Source organism: Exiguobacterium sp. N5 (assembly GCF_025842465.1).
In the GTDB taxonomy this organism is placed as follows: domain Bacteria; phylum Bacillota; class Bacilli; order Exiguobacteriales; family Exiguobacteriaceae; genus Exiguobacterium; species Exiguobacterium profundum.
Genome location: NZ_JAPAEP010000002.1, coordinates 256,390 through 272,833, shown reverse-complemented (window position 1 = coordinate 272,833; position 16,444 = coordinate 256,390). Strand labels below are relative to the sequence as shown.

The following is a 16,444-nucleotide window of genomic DNA, read 5'->3' as shown; positions in this document are numbered from 1 at the left end:
CGTGAAAACTTCTGCTTCAGAAAATTTCAATGTCTATTTGCAATACAGTCCATTATAGACCGAAAGGCATTAGGAAAGCCAATTTCATATAAAAATAAGTACTGGTGAAAGGGGTCTACATATTGAAACACAGTTATGAAAATCTCATGGATTATTTGAATCAGCATCAGCAACTTACGAGAACAAACCACCTCGAAACCGTCATCAAACCCATACCGGATGCAGACCGTACCGGCGACCTTGACCCACGTGTTTTTGCGACGTTGACCACAAATCATTCTTCACACGATGAACCGGATACAGCATTTGACCTCGAGGTGGCACGTGCCAGCATGGGGTGGCCGAACCGGGATCAGACGACGACTGATATCAAAACCGAGTATCTCATGATTCCTAGTGAGGACGGTGACATCCCGGTTCGTCTGTATCGTCCGCATCATACTGAAGCCATCCCAGCCATTCTCTTCTTCCATGGTGGCGGTTTCTTCGGAGGCACGCTCGAGACGGTTGAGAATCCTTGTAAATTGCTTTCGGAACGAGCGAACGCGGTTGTCCTCTCCGTCGATTATCGTCTCGCCCCGGAGCATCCGTTCCCGGCCGGATTGAATGACTGTTACCGCGCTTTGGAATGGGTATATGCCAACGCGACGGAGTTGAACGTCCTTCGTGATCAAATTGCTGTCGCAGGGGATAGTGCTGGCGGTAATTTGGCAACGGCTTGCTGTCTGATGGAGCAAGAACGAGGGGAAGGACGCATTTGTTATCAAGCGCTCGTCTATCCCGTCGTCAATCTGGGTTCGATTCCGACAGATGATTTTAAATGGGCGCTCGATGCTTATGATATCTCGCATCATCACGACCTAATTCGAGGTGTTGTGCTCGCCCTCGCCGACTCGGATTCGCTCTTAAATGACCTCTATCTTCAAGGGGAGGTGAATGTCACGCATCCGCTCGTCTCACCATTATTCGCAGACGATGTCTCAGGCCTACCACCGACTTTGATTGTGACGGCGGAGTACGATTACTTACGACTCGAAGGGGAGGCGTATGCGCGGAAACTGGCACGAGCGGGTGTCCCGACACGCCTCATTCAATATCGGGGGATGGACCATGCCTTCATGGACAAGTTGGGAGACTATCCACAGGCAGACGATTGTATGAATGTAATCGCAAAAGGACTTAAGGAGCTGACGAAATGAAACAGTATACATTGGATTGGACTCGTTATGAGGAATTGGCACGTCAAGCGGTCGCGGAAGGTGTCGTGTTAGTCAAAAACGAACAGAAGACCCTCCCATTACAGTCAGGGACGAAGCTCGCCGTATTTGGTCGTAGCCAGTTCCATTACTACAAGAGCGGTACGGGCTCAGGCGGGATGGTGAACGTCGGACATGTCACGACGCCGCTCGAGGCATTGCGCGAGCGTCCAGATATTCATATCAATGAATCGCTCTATGCGACGTATGAGGAATGGGTGAAGGAGAATCCATTCGACCAAGGTGTCGGTTGGGCCGGTGAACCGTGGTCGCAACAGGAGATGGACGTAACGGACGAACTCGTCGAACAGGCGACACAAGAATCAGATGTCGCCCTCATCATGATTGGACGTACGGCAGGAGAAGACCGTGACAACACGGCCGATCCGGGTAGTTACTTATTGACGGATATCGAACATACGATGATCGAGCGCGTCACGAAACGCTTCGACAAGACGGTCGTCGTGTTGAACGTTGGGAACATCATCGACATGAAGTGGGCGAAGGAGCCGAGTGCCATCCTCTATGCATGGCAAGGTGGGATGGAAGGTGGAAAAGGACTCGTCGACGTGCTCGTCGGAGATGTGAGTCCTTCCGGGAAACTGACGGATACGATTGCTCAATCGATTGAAGATTATCCGTCGACGAAGAACTTTGGTCATGCAGATAAAGGCATTTATCAAGAAGACATCTATGTCGGTTATCGCTACTTCGAAACGTTCGCGAAGGAGGATGTCTTATATCCATTCGGATTCGGACTGTCTTACACGACGTTCAAAACGGGGGTAAAGCATACCGCAGAAACTGATGGTGTCCTGACGGTCGAGGTGGAAGTGACGAACGCGGGTGAGTGCGATGGGAAAGAAGTCGTCCAACTCTACGTCGAGAAACCGCAAGGGAAGCTCGGGAATCCGTTCCGGTCATTGGTGGCGTTCGAGAAAACCTTGCTTCTTGAACCGGGCGAGCGCCAAATCCTTTCTTTCAACGTCCACATGACTGACTTTGCGAGCTATGACGACTCTGGCGTGACGGGTTATGAATCGAGCTTCGTTTTAGAGGCAGGAACGTATCGGTTGTACGTCGGAACGGATGTGCGTTCGGCTACACTCGCTCTCGAAGTCGAGCAACAGGAGCAACGTGTCCTCGAGACGTTAAGCGAAAATATGGCGCCTGTCCTCCCGTTCGAACGGATGAAACCAATTCAAGGCGAACAGGGATTTGAAGTGGGCTACGAGTCGACGCCGCTTCGCGCCGTTGACGTCGAGACACGTTATTTGGAAGAACGCCCTGAGACTAGAGTGTTCACGGGTGACCAAGGTATCAAATTAAGCGATGTGTATCATGGAAAGGCGTCACTTGACACATTCTTAGATCAATTGACAGATGAGGATTTGGCGACAATCGTTCGCGGACAAGGGATGAACTCACCGCGTGTCACGCCGGGGACGGCAGCGGCGTTCGGTGGTGTGTCCGACCGATTGAACGAACTCGGGATTCCAGCGGCGTGTTGTGCCGATGGTCCATCAGGCATTCGCATGGATATCGGAACGAAGGCGTTCGCGCTTCCGAACGGCACACTCTTGGCTTCTACGTTCAACGTCGATCTCGTCGAAGACTTGTTCGAGATGACAGGGCTCGAGATGCGGAAAAACCGCATCGATACGTTGCTCGGACCCGGGATGAACATTCACCGTAACCCGTTGAACGGACGGAACTTCGAGTATTTCTCGGAAGATCCGCATTTGACTGGGAAGATGGCGGTCGCTCAATTGAACGGCATGCATCGTGTCGGGGTGACGGGAACGCTCAAACACTTCAGCGCCAATAACCAAGAAGCGCATCGTCACGATATCGACTCGGTCGTCTCGGAGCGGGCGTTACGCGAGATTTATTTGAAAGGGTTCGAGATGGCGGTGAAAGAAGGACGCGCATCGTCCATCATGACGACATACGGCGCGGTCAACGGGATCTGGACGGCTGGTCTATACGATCAAAATACGCGTATCTTACGTGATGAGTGGGGCTTTGAAGGCATCGTCATGACAGACTGGTGGGCAAAAGTGAACTTCCGTGAGGATGAGTCGGCCAATCGTCAAAATACGGCAGCGATGGTTCGCTCACAAAACGACTTGTACATGGTCGTCGACCGTCCGGACCTCAACTCGTTCGAGGATAACACGATGGCATCACTCGAAGAAGGGATTGTCACACGGGGCGAGTTGTTGCGGAGCGCGCGCAACATTTGTACGTTCATCTTGAAATCACCGGCGATGGAGCGTCTTCTCGGGATTCATGACGGTTCCGTCGAGGTGCTCGGCTTTGAGGATGAGATGAATCAACAGGATACATTTGAGTTGGACTACCAACATCTCGAAAACGGGGAACATGTGGGTTTGTCAGGAATCGATACCTCGACCGGAAACACACACGTCTTCGCCATCTCGGTCGACCAAACGGGGACGTATGACATCACGTTGACTGCCCGTTCGAACGCGGGAGAGTTGGCACAGATGCCGGTGACATTATTTGCGAACAATATCCCGGGTGCGACGTTCACGTTTAATGGGACGGACGGAGAATGGGTGACGCAGACGAAGCAGGTCTTCTTCTTGAACCAACATAATTATCTCCAGCTCTATTTCGCGTTAAGCGGATTAGAAGTGAAGGACGTGTCCTTCAAGCTCGCAGATGAATTCAGTATGAAGAACGGCTGAGCCGCCCTTTTGCCGATTCATTGAATCCTGTATAATCGAAAGAACGACACATCGTAAAGGAGGCGCATACCCGTGGAAAATCGGCTTCGATTTTCTAGGTCTTCACGCACTCATGCAAAGCCATTTGGACGAAAGGCGATCACTTGCATGGGGCGAAACGAATACCTTGATCGCTTGATTTTAACGTAAACCACTTGGCTTTGCTCCCTTATCGGATTGGATTCATTCAATAAGGAGCGAGGTATGATGAAGTACGTCAATGCGCAACAAATCCTGCCAGAACGATTGTTGCAAGAGGTGCAACAATACGTACAAGGTGAAACGTTATATGTGCCGACCCCGACTGACACGAAACGGAAATGGGGGTCGGTCAACGGTGGAAAACAATTACTTGATGAACGAAACGAAGCCATACGCGCAGCGTTTCGGAATGGAGAGCGAATCGAAAATCTGGCCAAGTCCTATCATTTGGCGACGCATACGATTCGAAAGATTGTATACCGCTCGAGATGAAGGAGGTACGACTAGTTCGCTAGTCGTACCTTTTTAGGTCGACTATGTTTCTTAATCAAAGTGTACACAGTAAGGAAGCATCGTTTCCTGTAAACTGAAGATGGAGGAAGGGGGCGACAAAATGTCAGATCCATTTATTCAAAACGAACAATATAATCTCATCAAAGAACAAGTGACGCTCGTCAAAGGGAGTCGAACGCAAAGCCTGCCGCCTTCTGTCTTGCGAGCAGTCATCGACTTGGCACAATCGAAAGTGATGTATGCATTCCCTGAAGCGACGACTGAACAACTGAAGCTGTTACAGTTCGAGACGCTACAGACGAACGAAGCGTTCGACGAATACATGCAACAATTACGAGAATGGGTTCAACCGTTTCCCGTTATTTCTGCCGAGCAGCTGAAGAGTTTGTTCCCGAAACAAAAGAAGCTGCGCTTGCCGGAGTTATCCGATGTTGATTTTGGAAGACTCACGTATTTGAGTTGGAATGATGGACGTTCCGATCAAAAGTTGATGATTTGCCAATACGAAGGTCAATTGATTGGCATTGCATGTAAACCGAGTACGAATACGAAGAAAAATATATGTGCCTTTTGTAATCAGTTCACGGATGTGACGTACTGCGTTACGATCACGAAAGCGAAACAAGCGAAAAATCCGGACTATTACAAAGCCATTGGCACATATATATGTGCCGACAGTAAGACGTGCAACGAACACATCACGAGCCAAGAGGCTTTGCATACTTTTGTTCATACAGCGTTACAGGCCTGACGAGAGAGTCAGGCTTTTTATGTTGTTGAAATGGCGGCATTTACAAAAACCATACAGGGCTGTATTCATTCTGAAAATGTATCTTTACAAAAGTTCGTTAGGCTACAGAAGTAGCACATATTCGGGAGGGTTTACAGATGAAAAAGACAATGAAGAAGTTCGTTCCACTCGCAGTCGTGTCGACGCTTGCGCTCGGGGGAATCGTTGGTGTTCAACAACAAAACGAAGCAGAAGCAGCAAAGGATTCAAAGAATCATAAGGCGAAAAATGTCATCTTTATGATCGGGGACGGGATGGGCGTGCCGTATACGACAGCACTTCGTTACATGAACGACAATGAAGAGACGGTGGAGATGGAACCGACTGCCTTCGATCCACATTTGGTGGGCATGCAGTCGACGTATCCTGAAGACGATGCGGAGAACGTGACCGACTCGGCGGCGGCCGCAACGGCGATGAGCTCTGGTGTCAAAACGTATAACAACGCGATTGCCGTTGATAACGACAAAACAGATGTAAAAACGGTACTTGAACAAGCGAAAGAGAATGGAATGTCGACAGGACTTGTCGCGACGTCTGAAATCACGCATGCGACACCGGCTTCTTACGGGGCACACGAGGAGCAACGTAAGAGTGAGAATGCGATCGCCAATGATTATTATGATGATTTGATTGATGGGGAGCATAAAGTGGACGTCATGCTAGGAGGCGGAACGAAATTCTTCGAACGCTCAGACCGTAATATCGCCAAGCAGTTCCAAGAAGACGGCTACAGTTACGTCACGTCAGCAGAAGAGATGAAGCAGGACGATAACAAACAGGTACTCGGTCTATTCGCGGAAGTCGGCATGGATAAGATGATTGACCGTTCAGACGAACAACCTAGTCTTGCGGACATGACGACATCCGCTCTTGATCGACTGAAAGGGGATAAGGATGGATTCTTCCTCATGGTAGAAGGAAGTCAAATTGACTGGGCCGGACATGACAACGATGTTGTCGGCGCGATGAGTGAGATGAAGGACTTTGAGCAAGCGTTTGAGGTCGTTCGTGACTTCGCCAAAGAAAACGGTGAGACGTTAGTCGTCGTGACGGCGGATCACTCGACTGGCGGTATTTCAGTTGGGGCGGACGGGAACTATAACTGGGATCCGACTCCGATTCAAGCAGCGAAACGTACTCCAGACTTCATGGCGAAAGAAATCGAAGCTGGAGCGGACGTAGAAGCTGTCTTACGTGAGAACATTGATTTGGAATTGACGTCTGAAGAAATTACTTCTGTGAAGAAAGCGGCTGAGACGAATGACGTCACGAAAATCGACAACGCCATCGAGAAAATCTTCGATCAGCGTTCGGGAACGGGCTGGACGACGGACGGTCATACGGGTGACGACGTGCCGGTATATGCGTTCGGGCCACAACAAGAGAAGTTCGTCGGTATGAGTGATAACACCGATCAAGCAAAACGAATCTTCAACTTGTTGAAGAATAAAGGGAAAATCAAATAAGTAAGGGAATATGCTAAGACTACGCGGAATTCCTGCGTAGTTTTTTTATTGTGAGGTTGTCGTATGATAGACAGACAACCATGATTCGATTAACGAGGGGGGAAGCGGATGAAACACGCAGTGATTTTTGATATGGACGGAACATTGTTTCGGACAGATTTGATTTTAGAGTTGGCGTTGGATGAAACGTTTGAACACCTACGAAAAAATGGAGAATGGGATGGGCCGACACCGATTGACGAATACCGAAAGATCATGGGCGTACCATTGCCCGTTGTTTGGAAAACCTTACTCCCACGACACGACGAACAAACTAGAGAAGAGGTCGATGCCTATTTCTTAACACGACTCATCAAAAACATCGAAAACGGGAATGGAGCATTATATGCAGGGGTACTCGAACTGTTTGAACAATTGCATCAAATGGGGCATTCCATCTTCGTCGCAAGCAATGGTTTGGTGGACTATTTACAAGCCATCGTCACGCACTATGAATTGGATCGTTGGATCACAGAAACTTATAGCATTCAACAAATCGACACGTTGGATAAGGGCGATTTGGTGGCTGAAATCGTGAAGAAGTATGAACTGCAGGAGGGCTTCGTGGTAGGTGACCGATTATCGGATATCTCGGCTGCACGAGCGATCGGACTCATTTCAATCGGCTGTCGTTTTGACTTCGCACAAGAAGTAGAGTTACAAGAAGCGAATTACGTTGTGAATCACTTGGCAGAAGTTCTCGATATCGTTTCAAAGGAGACGGCTTCGCTATAAGTGAATCGATTTCGAGATTGGACTCGTAAGTAAAGGACTACAACAAATCGGAGGGATCATCATGCACACGCTCTACATGAAACAAAAAGTGTTTAGCTTACGCGGACGTTTCACCATCAAGGATGCGGACGGACATGACAAATATTTCATCGAAGGTAGCTTTATGAAGTTTCCAAAATCATTCGAAATCAAAGATACGAACGATCAGACGGTCACGACAATCACGAAAAAGACGTTCAGTTTTTTACCGAAATTTTTTGTGGAAGTGGACGGCACAGATATGATGACCATCTCGAAAGAGTTCTCGTTTTTCAAACCGAAATATTCAATCGATGCAGCCGGGATCGATGTCCAAGGAGATTGGTGGGACATGGATTTTGATGTGACGAAGAACGGACATTCGATCGGAAGTGTACAAAAGAAATGGTTCTCATGGGGCGATAGTTACGAGATTCGTGTCGAAGAACCGGAGATGGAGCACCTTCTTATCTCTATCGTCGTAGCAATCGATTGCGCGAAAGCAGATCAAGCAGCGGCATCTAGCGCAGCAACATAAAGGGGAGTATCGAATGGAATTTTGGGACGTCTATACGGTCGACCGAGAAAAGACCGGTCGCACGTGGCAACGAGGAAGTCGATTGCCAGAAGGCGAGTATCACCTTGTGATTCACGTGTGTATCTTTAACGAGAAGGGCGAGATGCTGATTCAACAGCGCCAACCGTTCAAGGATGGTTGGGCCAACATGTGGGATATCACAGTCGGTGGAAGTGCCACGGTAGGAGATACAAGCCAGCAAGCCGCCATGCGGGAGCTCGAAGAGGAGATTGGACTCAAGCTTGATCTATCCCAGACGCGACCGCACCTGACAGTCAATTTTGACGAAGGGTTTGACGATATTTATTTGGTCGAAATGGAAGTGGATTTGAATGAGCTGACGCTTCAAGAATCTGAAGTACAGGCCGTGAAATGGGCGGATGAGGCGACAATTCTGCAGATGATTCAACAGCATGAATTCATACCGTATCACACGCCGATGATACCGTTACTGTTTGCCATGCGAGGTCAATGGGGAGGGATTGATCATCATGCATACGTACAAGTGGATAAATGAACCGAATAGCGTGAACGGATTTGAACCGCTCACTTTTCGCACGCTGCCAGATACAGACTTTTGGCGAAATACACATTACGGATTTAACCGCATGACGGCGCATGCACGACTAACAGACGTCAAAACCCAACGATTCACATGTCGGGCGACAATCCAGATGGAACCGAGCCATACATATGATCAGGCCGGGATCGTCTTATATGTGAACGATGACCATTGGATCAAGACGTCTGTCGAGTACATTCCGGATAGACCGTCCCATCTTGGCGCAGTCGTCACCTCGTTTGGCTATTCAGATTGGTCGACACGTGATTTTTCAAATGACATGGTTCGCAATCCGTTGACGTTTGAAATCGTGTATACAGATGGAGATGTGGAGATTTTCTTTGAATATGGTGACGGTATGCGTGAACAGCTTCGCATTGCCCATCTCCATGACGTATCGACATTACGCATCGGTCCATATGCCTGTAGTCCGGATGTGAATGCGACAGGTTTTGACGTGACATTTTCGAATTGGGAACTAAGGGAAGCATCGACGTGAGTCGGTGCTTTTTTATGTGTCAGTTTGATTTCACTTCCGAAAAGTGGTTGAAGTTTTAGCAAAGAAAAATCTATAATGGATTTATCGAAAGCGCTTTCGGAAATCGCTTTCAAAAGTACGGACTGACATATGACAATCATTTATCCTAAAGGAGGACGCACGATGAAGAAATGGGTTGCACTCGCACTCGGGACAGGCCTTGCCCTATCCTTGCCACAAGAGGTGCCGGCTGAAAAGAGTTCAAAAGCCGATGACGCTAAGTGGAAACTTGTCTGGTCAGATGAGTTTAGCAAGTCTGAAATCGATCACTCGAAATGGAATTTTGAAACGGGGAACTGGATTGTCGACAAAGACGGAAATCCAGTCGCTGCCGGTTGGGGAAACAATGAGAAGCAATTTTACACGGACAAAAACGAAAACGCTTTCGTGAAAGACGGGAAGCTCGTCATCCGTGCAAAGAAAGAACAAGCATCGGATCAATTCGGTACCTATGATTACACATCGGCGAAGTTGACGACGAAGGGGACGTTCGGTAAGACATATGGTCGTTATGAAATGCGAGCCAAACTTCCAACCGGTAAAGGACTGTGGCCGGCGTTTTGGATGCTGCCAGAAGAAGACCGCTACGGTGGTTGGGCCGCATCAGGTGAAATCGACATCATGGAATCGTGGGGCAGTCAGCCAGATAAAGTCGCTGGCACGATTCACTACGGAGAAACGTGGCCGAACAACAAATATACGGGGAAAGATTATCACTTCGCAGAAGGTGACGGCATCGACAAGTGGCATACATATGCGGTCGAGTGGGAACCAGGTGAGATTCGTTGGTATGTAGACGGTCAGCTCTATCAAACGCAAAATGACTGGTATGCGAAAGAAGCGAACAAAGCATCGAAATATAGCTACCCTGCACCATTCGACCAAGATTTTTACTTGATTATGAACTTGGCGGTCGGTGGATGGTTCGATGGGGATGTTGACGAGACGACACCGTTCCCGGCAGAGATGGAAGTCGATTACGTCCGCGTCTTTGACTTGAAGAACGGGAAGTATCGCGATGCTGTCGAGCCAACATATTCGAATGAAGAAGTCGTATTGCCAGAAGGAGCGAAGCAACCTTTAGAAGACGGGAATCTCGTCTATGATGAAGACTATGTAAAACCAATCACGACGGTAACGAACGGTGCGCAGGCGCTCAACCCGACGTATTGGAACTACGTGGCGCTTCCTGACTTTGGTGGCGTCGGTTCCATCGATGTGATCGACTTGGCAGGGTCACGTTTTGCTGACATTTCGATTGATCAAGCAGGAAGCCAACCATACTCGCATCAATTGATTCAAAACGTATCGCTCGGACAAGGTGGCCACTATAAAGTGACGTTTGACGCTAAGGCGGATGCGGCGCGTTCCATTGCCGTTAAAGTCGGTGGGGGTCCGGACCGAGGCTATGCAAAATATTCTGATGAAGGGTCATTCGATTTGACGACAGACGTTCAAACGTACTCGATGACATTCGATATGACAGAAGAGACTGACCTTGCGGCACGTCTTGAGTTCAACGTCGGACTCAGCACGTCGGGTGTCCAAATTGGGAACGTCCGTGTCGAGCAGACACCTCGTGAGGCGTTCGATCCGAATGCGACAAAACCGATGCTTGGGGACGGGAACCATGTGTATAACGGTACGTTCGACCAAGGGGTGATGGACCGCATGACGTATTGGACGTTCGACCCAGGCGTCACGAAAGGGACAGGAACGGTCGACCCGGTAGAGCGTCTCTTCCGTTTTGAAACGAACAAGAAAAAAGGAGCACCGGCTACATTGGTGCAACAAGGCATTCAATTGCAAGAGGGACATGAATACGTTCTTCGCTTCAAAGCCCGTGCGGAGCGTGTAGACGGTCTTCAAGTCGGATTGAACGGAGCAAATGGTGACGCTTATCTTCCGCTTCAGCGTGTCGCTTTATCTGAAGCATTCGATACGTATGAAATTCCGTTCACGATGGAAGCCGGAACGGACCTCATGAGTCAACTTCAGTTCATTCTCGGTTCTGAAAAAGGTGCGATTGAAATCGATGACGTCGAGTTGCGCGATGTCACACCGGTTTATATCGACCTGTCTCCACTTAAAAACGGTGCATTCACAGAAGGTCTCACCAACTGGGGCTCCTATGTACACTTTGACGCACAGGCTGCTGTCGAAGCGGTAAATGAGGCGGCACGTATCTCGATTACGCAAGAAGGGAACGAAGCGTGGAGTGTGCTCATGGAGCAAGGCGGTCTTGAACTACAACAAGATCAAACCTACGTCGTCCAATTCGATGCATCCTCTACTGTCGCTCGTTCATTCGAAGTGACGTTAGAGAATGTCGGGTACTATCGCTATTTGAGCGAAGTCGTAGCGGTCACACCGGAAGCGAACACGTACACGTTTGAAGTGACGATGCCGGTGACAGATGTCACAGGATTGAAGTTCTTGATGGGACGCACAGAAGGGTCGCCACTCGGGGCTCATGACATCACAATTGACAATGTGAGTGTGACGTTGAAATAAGATGATACGTAAAACAGGAATTTCTCACGATGAGAAATTCCTGTTTTTTAGCGTTTCCGACTAATCAATCGCGCTGTCCGTAAAATCGAGGGTAGTAACTTCCGGCGTTGACGAAACGCGAGATAGCGTCCTTCCCACGACGGTTTGAACTTCTGTTTGAACTGTCGTAAGCCACTGAACGGATAGATGTAACTGATGTTTTCAAAAATGTCGGCGGCGATGCGCTCCGGCCAATGGGAGAACGTCTGCTCTCCGACCGCGGCAAGTGGTGCCACGCCGAGTCCGACATGGTCATAGCCTTCTGCGCGAGCCCATTCGATGATGTGAAGGATCAATACTTCAATCGATCCGGTCGGCGCATCATTTTTCGAACGCATCAAATCGATGGAGATGGCCCCGTCTCCCCGGAGTAGCGAAATGAAAGCCACGACGACACCGTCCGCATCTCGCAACAAGGCAATCGGATAACGTGTCAACGTTTCATAGTCGAAGAATCCGAGAGAGAAGCCTTTCTCATTTCGATTCCCAATCCATTCGTCTGAGATGTCTTTTAACTCTTGTAACAGCAAGAGGCTTGGTTCACAGACGATGTCGAATGTGATTCCTTTCTTCTCAAACTGATTGTAGAGAGAGCGCATATTTGCACGCTTCTTCCCGGATAAGGAGAAGGTCGAGACGTCAATCGTCGCCTCTTCCCCTAGTTTGAAGAACGTGAATCCAGCATCATGGAGGCGGGGCATCCAATTCGGTGTGATTTGATAAAATAAAGGGATATACCCGATCCGATCTGCATCTTCAATGAATCGTGTCAAAAGAGAAGTCGCAGCCTGTTTCTCTCCTTGGATATCACCAAGGACGATGGCATGGTTCCGAGTCGTCGCAAACAACAGACACGCATCTCCTGCCTCGTTCATGTAAAAACGCTTATCTGCCATATGGGCCAAATCAAAACTGCTCGATGTGGGCTGTGTTGCCTGGAACTGTCGGATGCGATGTTCATCATAGGCCTCTCCAAGCGCCGGACGTTTCCAACGATCGAACAAGAGCAGGAGTACACTTGCTACGATTGAAGTTAACAATAAGACGAACGTCGTCAACCAACCGGCTTGATGCGATGTGAAGAATAAGTTGTCTGTACCTGCGAATGACTGCAATAAGAGGGCGTGGGTGCCGACATAGAGCAGGACGTAAATCAAGCTTCGGATGAGACGTCCTGTCGTTAAAATCGAACGGTATCGGACGTGTCGTTTACGTGTCAACCAGACGAACATCGCAAACCCGATGACGACGAAGGTCTCAAACAGGTTTAACCCACGAGCGATGACTCCGATGGTCGCCAAGATGAAGGCAGTGTTGAGTAACCAGAGTGTTCGTTTTGTCCGAACATACATGCCATAGACGGATAAAAACATGAGAAGTCCGGCACTCAATAAGAAAAGGGTCCCAATCCATTCAAACCAGCGATTCACTTCATAGAGCGGCGTCACGCTCGGGAGAAGCGTCTGGAACCAAATCAACAGACTGCTCATGAGTGCGATGAGACTTCCAGTCAAGCGTCCAATCTTCGCAAGCGTCCGCGAAACGACGCGCCAGACGACGGTCCCAATCTCATAAGAAGACCCGATGATTGGCCGGTACTCGATTTGTTTGACGACCTGATCTCCGAATGCGATGGCTGCGAGAAAAAGTCCAATTAAAAAGGGAACGACAAAATAAACGAATCGATAGATGATTAGTGAAGACAAAACGATGTCTTGATGAATCCCAAGTTGAGTCATCCCAACGAGATACAGTAAGTCAAACGTTCCGGCACCCCCAGGGACGAGGGAGACGACACCGACGACCGTCGCGACGATGAATACCCCGAAGAGTTGCACGAACGAGGCCGACCCGTCTAGTAACGTCAAGGCATAAATGGCGACGAATCCTGCGGTGACCCATTCTGCGATCGAGGTCATCGTGTACCCGAGCAGAGTGGACCACCCGACATTTGATCGGCGTGATGTGACGAACAAATAAAATGGGAGCATCGCACTCACGGCGAGTAGCACCGGCCAAATCCACGGTTTCGTACCGACAAGCCCGCCGGCCGGGAAGATTCCGAGGAGCACACCGATGGAAAGAATGGACAGACCACTGATGAGTGTCGGGGTCATCCAGCCGATGGCACGGAGTAGGCGTTTCGTATCCGTATAGGGACGGTAGAGGGATGTACGAAGGGCAATCCCAATTACGCCGCCGAAGCCGAGCATCCCGTTCATCGAGTTCGTGATCCACGCTGTTTGAACGATTTTTCGTTTCGGTAGCTCGATATGTAAAGAGCGTAGCAAGAAATAGTCATAGCCCGTCATCGTCAAGACAGCGAATCCACCGAGTAGGATGAGTGTGAACTGTTCCCAACCGGTCAGTTGTTTCAGTGTCGTGAAGGCGGTCGCGAGCGAGAGGTCTTTCAACTCTTGTCCGCTCTGAATCAAAATCAAACCGATTAACGCTATAGGAATGAGCCATTTTAATTGTTTCCATGAAAAACGAGTACGCATTGCGATCTTCTCCTTATCTGCCATAGGACTGACAGCAGCTTCTGTCTAAATCGTACTATAGGATACGATTGAAATCTGTAAAACGTTTCAAAAAGAGGGGATTGTAAGCGCAAGAAAGAGGACGAAATGTTGATTTTAGATTTGCTACAGTGAAAGGAGAAAGGGGTGTGGAGATGTTGACGTTTGACGAAAAGTGGGCGAAAGTGCTCGCCTGCGATGCAACTTATGACGGATTGTTCTATACAGCCGTGAAAACGACAGGGATCTATTGCCGACCATCGTGCCGATCCCGCAAACCGAAGAAAGAGAACGTTGATTTTTACGTAACGAGAGAAGAAGCGGAGACGAATGGATTTCGACCGTGCAAGCGATGTCAGCCAGAAGTCGAACACGCCCCACACCGTGCGCTCGTTCAACAAGTGACGGCGTATCTCGTGAACCATTATAAACAACCCATTCGCCTTGAACAGATTGCCGAACACGCCCAACTGAGTCCCTTTCATTTGGAGCGGACATTCACCCAGGCGACAGGAGAGACTCCGAGGCAACTACTTGAACGGATTCGGATCGACAAGGCGGCTTATTTGTTGCGAACGACCGACATGAGTAATCTGACGGTCTGCTATGAGGTCGGGTTTCAAACACCATCGAACTTTTACCGTGTGTTCCGACAAGTAAAAGGCTGTACACCGAACACGTATCGAAAAGGAGAGGACCTATGACAGAGATGCTACTCGCTGTTCAGCAGCCGTTTGATTTTCAAGAGTGTCTCGTCTTTTTAAGTCGGTCAGAACAAGAAGTGCTCCATGTGACCACACCTGACACGGTTCGAAAGTTGATGCGAATCGGGGAACGGCTCATCCTGATCGAGCTTCGAGAAGAGGGGAATCACATTCATGTACGGTTCCCTTTCGATGAAGTATCAGAGACAGAAAAAGAACGTGTCGCACGTGAGGTACGAGACTGGTTAGACCTTGATCGTGATTTAGCGCCGTTTGAAGCGATGGGTGAAGAGGATGAATTGCTGGCTCCTTTGATTGAAGCACATCGCGGATTACGGATGATTGGCTTTCCAGATTTGTTCGAAGCACTCGTTTGGGCCATCATCGGGCAACAGATCACCTTGTCGTTTGCGTATACGATCAAACGACGCTTCGTTGAACGATATGGAGACCATCGAGTCGTCGAAGGAAGAGCGTACTGGACGTTCCCGTGGGCGGAACGAATCGCCTTGCTCGAACCGGAAGAATTACGTGAGCTTCAATTCAGTCGCAGGAAAGCAGAGTATGTCATTGATATTGCACGGGAAATAACGAATGGAGACCTGTCAAAAACGGCTTTACAATCACACTCTTCAGCTGATATCCGTCAACGGTTACTCGCGATAAGAGGTGTCGGAGCATGGACGGCAGACTATGTGTTGATGAAGTGTTTTCAGGACGCATCAGCCTTTCCGATTGCGGATGTCGGATTGCATCAAGCGATTCAGCATCAGTTAGGGACAGCGAAGAAACCAACGATTGAAGAAGTGAAGCGTTACGGTGAATCGTGGCAAGGTTGGGAAGGATACGCGACATTCTATCTGTGGAGGTCATTATATGGGAACGTATAAATTAGACGTGGAGACACCGATTGGCGTCCTAGAAATCATCGGGACGGAGCAGGTCGTTCAATCGATCTTATTCGTCGAACGGGAAAGCAAACGAAGTATGGAGCAAGATGTACCAAATGTATTGCGACAGTGCCGGGATGAACTAAACGCCTACTTTCGTGGCGAGCGTATGACGTTCACGTTCCCGACTGAGCAAATCGGGACAACGTTTCAGCATGACGTGTGGGATGCGTTACAAACCATCCCGTATGCGGAGACGGCTTCTTACCGCGAACTTGCCGAACGCGTGAAGCGACCTACGGCTGTTCGCGCAGTCGGAGCAACGAACGGACGCAACAAACTGAGCATCGTCGTGCCTTGTCATCGCGTCATCGGATCGACTGGGAAATTGACGGGCTATGCCGGTGGACTTTGGCGAAAAGAATGGCTCTTGCAACATGAAAAACAAGTCGCACATCAACCCCAGTAAAAAAACATTTCCCCCTCCAAATCTGCTACACTAGAAGAGGTCCTATCGTGACGTCGGAATCGACGAAGTTATAGGAT

At 49.1% G+C, this 16,444-nt stretch carries 14 protein-coding genes; 13 read left to right on the top strand and 1 reads right to left on the bottom strand.

Annotated elements, in window-relative coordinates; translation table 11 throughout:
• The first annotated feature begins 146 nt into the window (after nucleotides 1-146).
• The 10 genes from OKS35_RS12230 to OKS35_RS12185 all read left to right on the top strand — a co-directional run bounded on the left by OKS35_RS12230 (nucleotide 147) and on the right by OKS35_RS12185 (nucleotide 11,746).
• Entirely contained in the window at nucleotides 147-1,199 is a 1,053-nt protein-coding gene (locus OKS35_RS12230; protein WP_413815725.1) for an alpha/beta hydrolase, read from the top strand.
• On the top strand, nucleotides 1,196-3,970 hold the full coding sequence (locus OKS35_RS12225; protein WP_214784547.1) for a glycoside hydrolase family 3 protein: 2,775 nt from the start codon (nucleotides 1,196-1,198) through the stop codon (nucleotides 3,968-3,970). The genes OKS35_RS12230 and OKS35_RS12225 overlap by 4 nt, the downstream gene beginning before the upstream one ends.
• 246 nt (nucleotides 3,971-4,216) lie before the next feature.
• Nucleotides 4,217-4,483 carry a CD3324 family protein gene (locus tag OKS35_RS12220; protein WP_214784544.1) on the top strand — a complete coding sequence of 89 codons (267 nt, stop codon included), beginning with the start codon at nucleotides 4,217-4,219 and terminating at the stop codon, nucleotides 4,481-4,483.
• Between the two features lie 121 nt (nucleotides 4,484-4,604).
• Nucleotides 4,605-5,255 (top strand): FusB/FusC family EF-G-binding protein, encoded by a 651-nt coding sequence (locus tag OKS35_RS12215; RefSeq protein ID WP_214784541.1) that lies wholly within the window; start codon nucleotides 4,605-4,607, stop codon nucleotides 5,253-5,255.
• Nucleotides 5,256-5,392: 137 nt separating this feature from the next.
• Nucleotides 5,393-6,763, top strand: coding sequence for an alkaline phosphatase (locus OKS35_RS12210; protein ID WP_264093149.1), 1,371 nt, complete (start codon nucleotides 5,393-5,395; stop codon nucleotides 6,761-6,763).
• A gap of 108 nt (nucleotides 6,764-6,871) precedes the next feature.
• A complete protein-coding gene (locus OKS35_RS12205; protein ID WP_264093148.1) occupies nucleotides 6,872-7,537 on the top strand; it encodes an HAD hydrolase-like protein in 666 nt (221 codons plus the stop codon).
• A 61-nt stretch (nucleotides 7,538-7,598) separates the two neighbouring features.
• Nucleotides 7,599-8,093 (top strand): LURP-one-related/scramblase family protein, encoded by a 495-nt coding sequence (locus OKS35_RS12200; protein ID WP_214784532.1) that lies wholly within the window; start codon nucleotides 7,599-7,601, stop codon nucleotides 8,091-8,093.
• Nucleotides 8,094-8,106: 13 nt separating this feature from the next.
• The gene (locus OKS35_RS12195) at nucleotides 8,107-8,649 is read left to right on the top strand and encodes an NUDIX hydrolase (protein WP_214784528.1); all 543 of its coding nucleotides are present in this window, start codon (nucleotides 8,107-8,109) and stop codon (nucleotides 8,647-8,649) included.
• The gene (locus OKS35_RS12190) at nucleotides 8,624-9,193 is read left to right on the top strand and encodes a DUF1349 domain-containing protein (RefSeq protein WP_264093147.1); all 570 of its coding nucleotides are present in this window, start codon (nucleotides 8,624-8,626) and stop codon (nucleotides 9,191-9,193) included. Before OKS35_RS12195 ends, OKS35_RS12190 begins: the two co-directional genes overlap by 26 nt.
• Before the next feature lie 162 nt (nucleotides 9,194-9,355).
• Nucleotides 9,356-11,746: a carbohydrate binding domain-containing protein gene (locus OKS35_RS12185; RefSeq protein ID WP_264093146.1), complete on the top strand. Its 2,391-nt coding sequence runs from the start codon at nucleotides 9,356-9,358 to the stop codon at nucleotides 11,744-11,746.
• A 47-nt stretch (nucleotides 11,747-11,793) separates the two neighbouring features.
• Here the strand turns inward: OKS35_RS12185 and mprF are convergent, their stop codons facing one another.
• A complete protein-coding gene (gene mprF / locus OKS35_RS12180; RefSeq protein WP_264093145.1) occupies nucleotides 11,794-14,286 on the bottom strand; it encodes a bifunctional lysylphosphatidylglycerol flippase/synthetase MprF in 2,493 nt (830 codons plus the stop codon).
• A 173-nt stretch (nucleotides 14,287-14,459) separates the two neighbouring features.
• Between mprF and OKS35_RS12175 the strand changes: the two genes are divergently transcribed.
• From OKS35_RS12175 to OKS35_RS12165, 3 genes are read left to right on the top strand one after another with little or no spacing between them, the layout of a single operon-like run.
• Entirely contained in the window at nucleotides 14,460-15,008 is a 549-nt protein-coding gene (locus OKS35_RS12175; RefSeq protein WP_047795743.1) for a bifunctional transcriptional activator/DNA repair enzyme AdaA, read from the top strand.
• A complete protein-coding gene (locus tag OKS35_RS12170) occupies nucleotides 15,005-15,898 on the top strand; it encodes a DNA-3-methyladenine glycosylase family protein (RefSeq protein WP_214684942.1) in 894 nt (297 codons plus the stop codon). Before OKS35_RS12175 ends, OKS35_RS12170 begins: the two co-directional genes overlap by 4 nt.
• Entirely contained in the window at nucleotides 15,885-16,367 is a 483-nt protein-coding gene (locus tag OKS35_RS12165) for a methylated-DNA--[protein]-cysteine S-methyltransferase (protein ID WP_047795745.1), read from the top strand. Before OKS35_RS12170 ends, OKS35_RS12165 begins: the two co-directional genes overlap by 14 nt.
• Nucleotides 16,368-16,444: the final 77 nt, after the last annotated feature.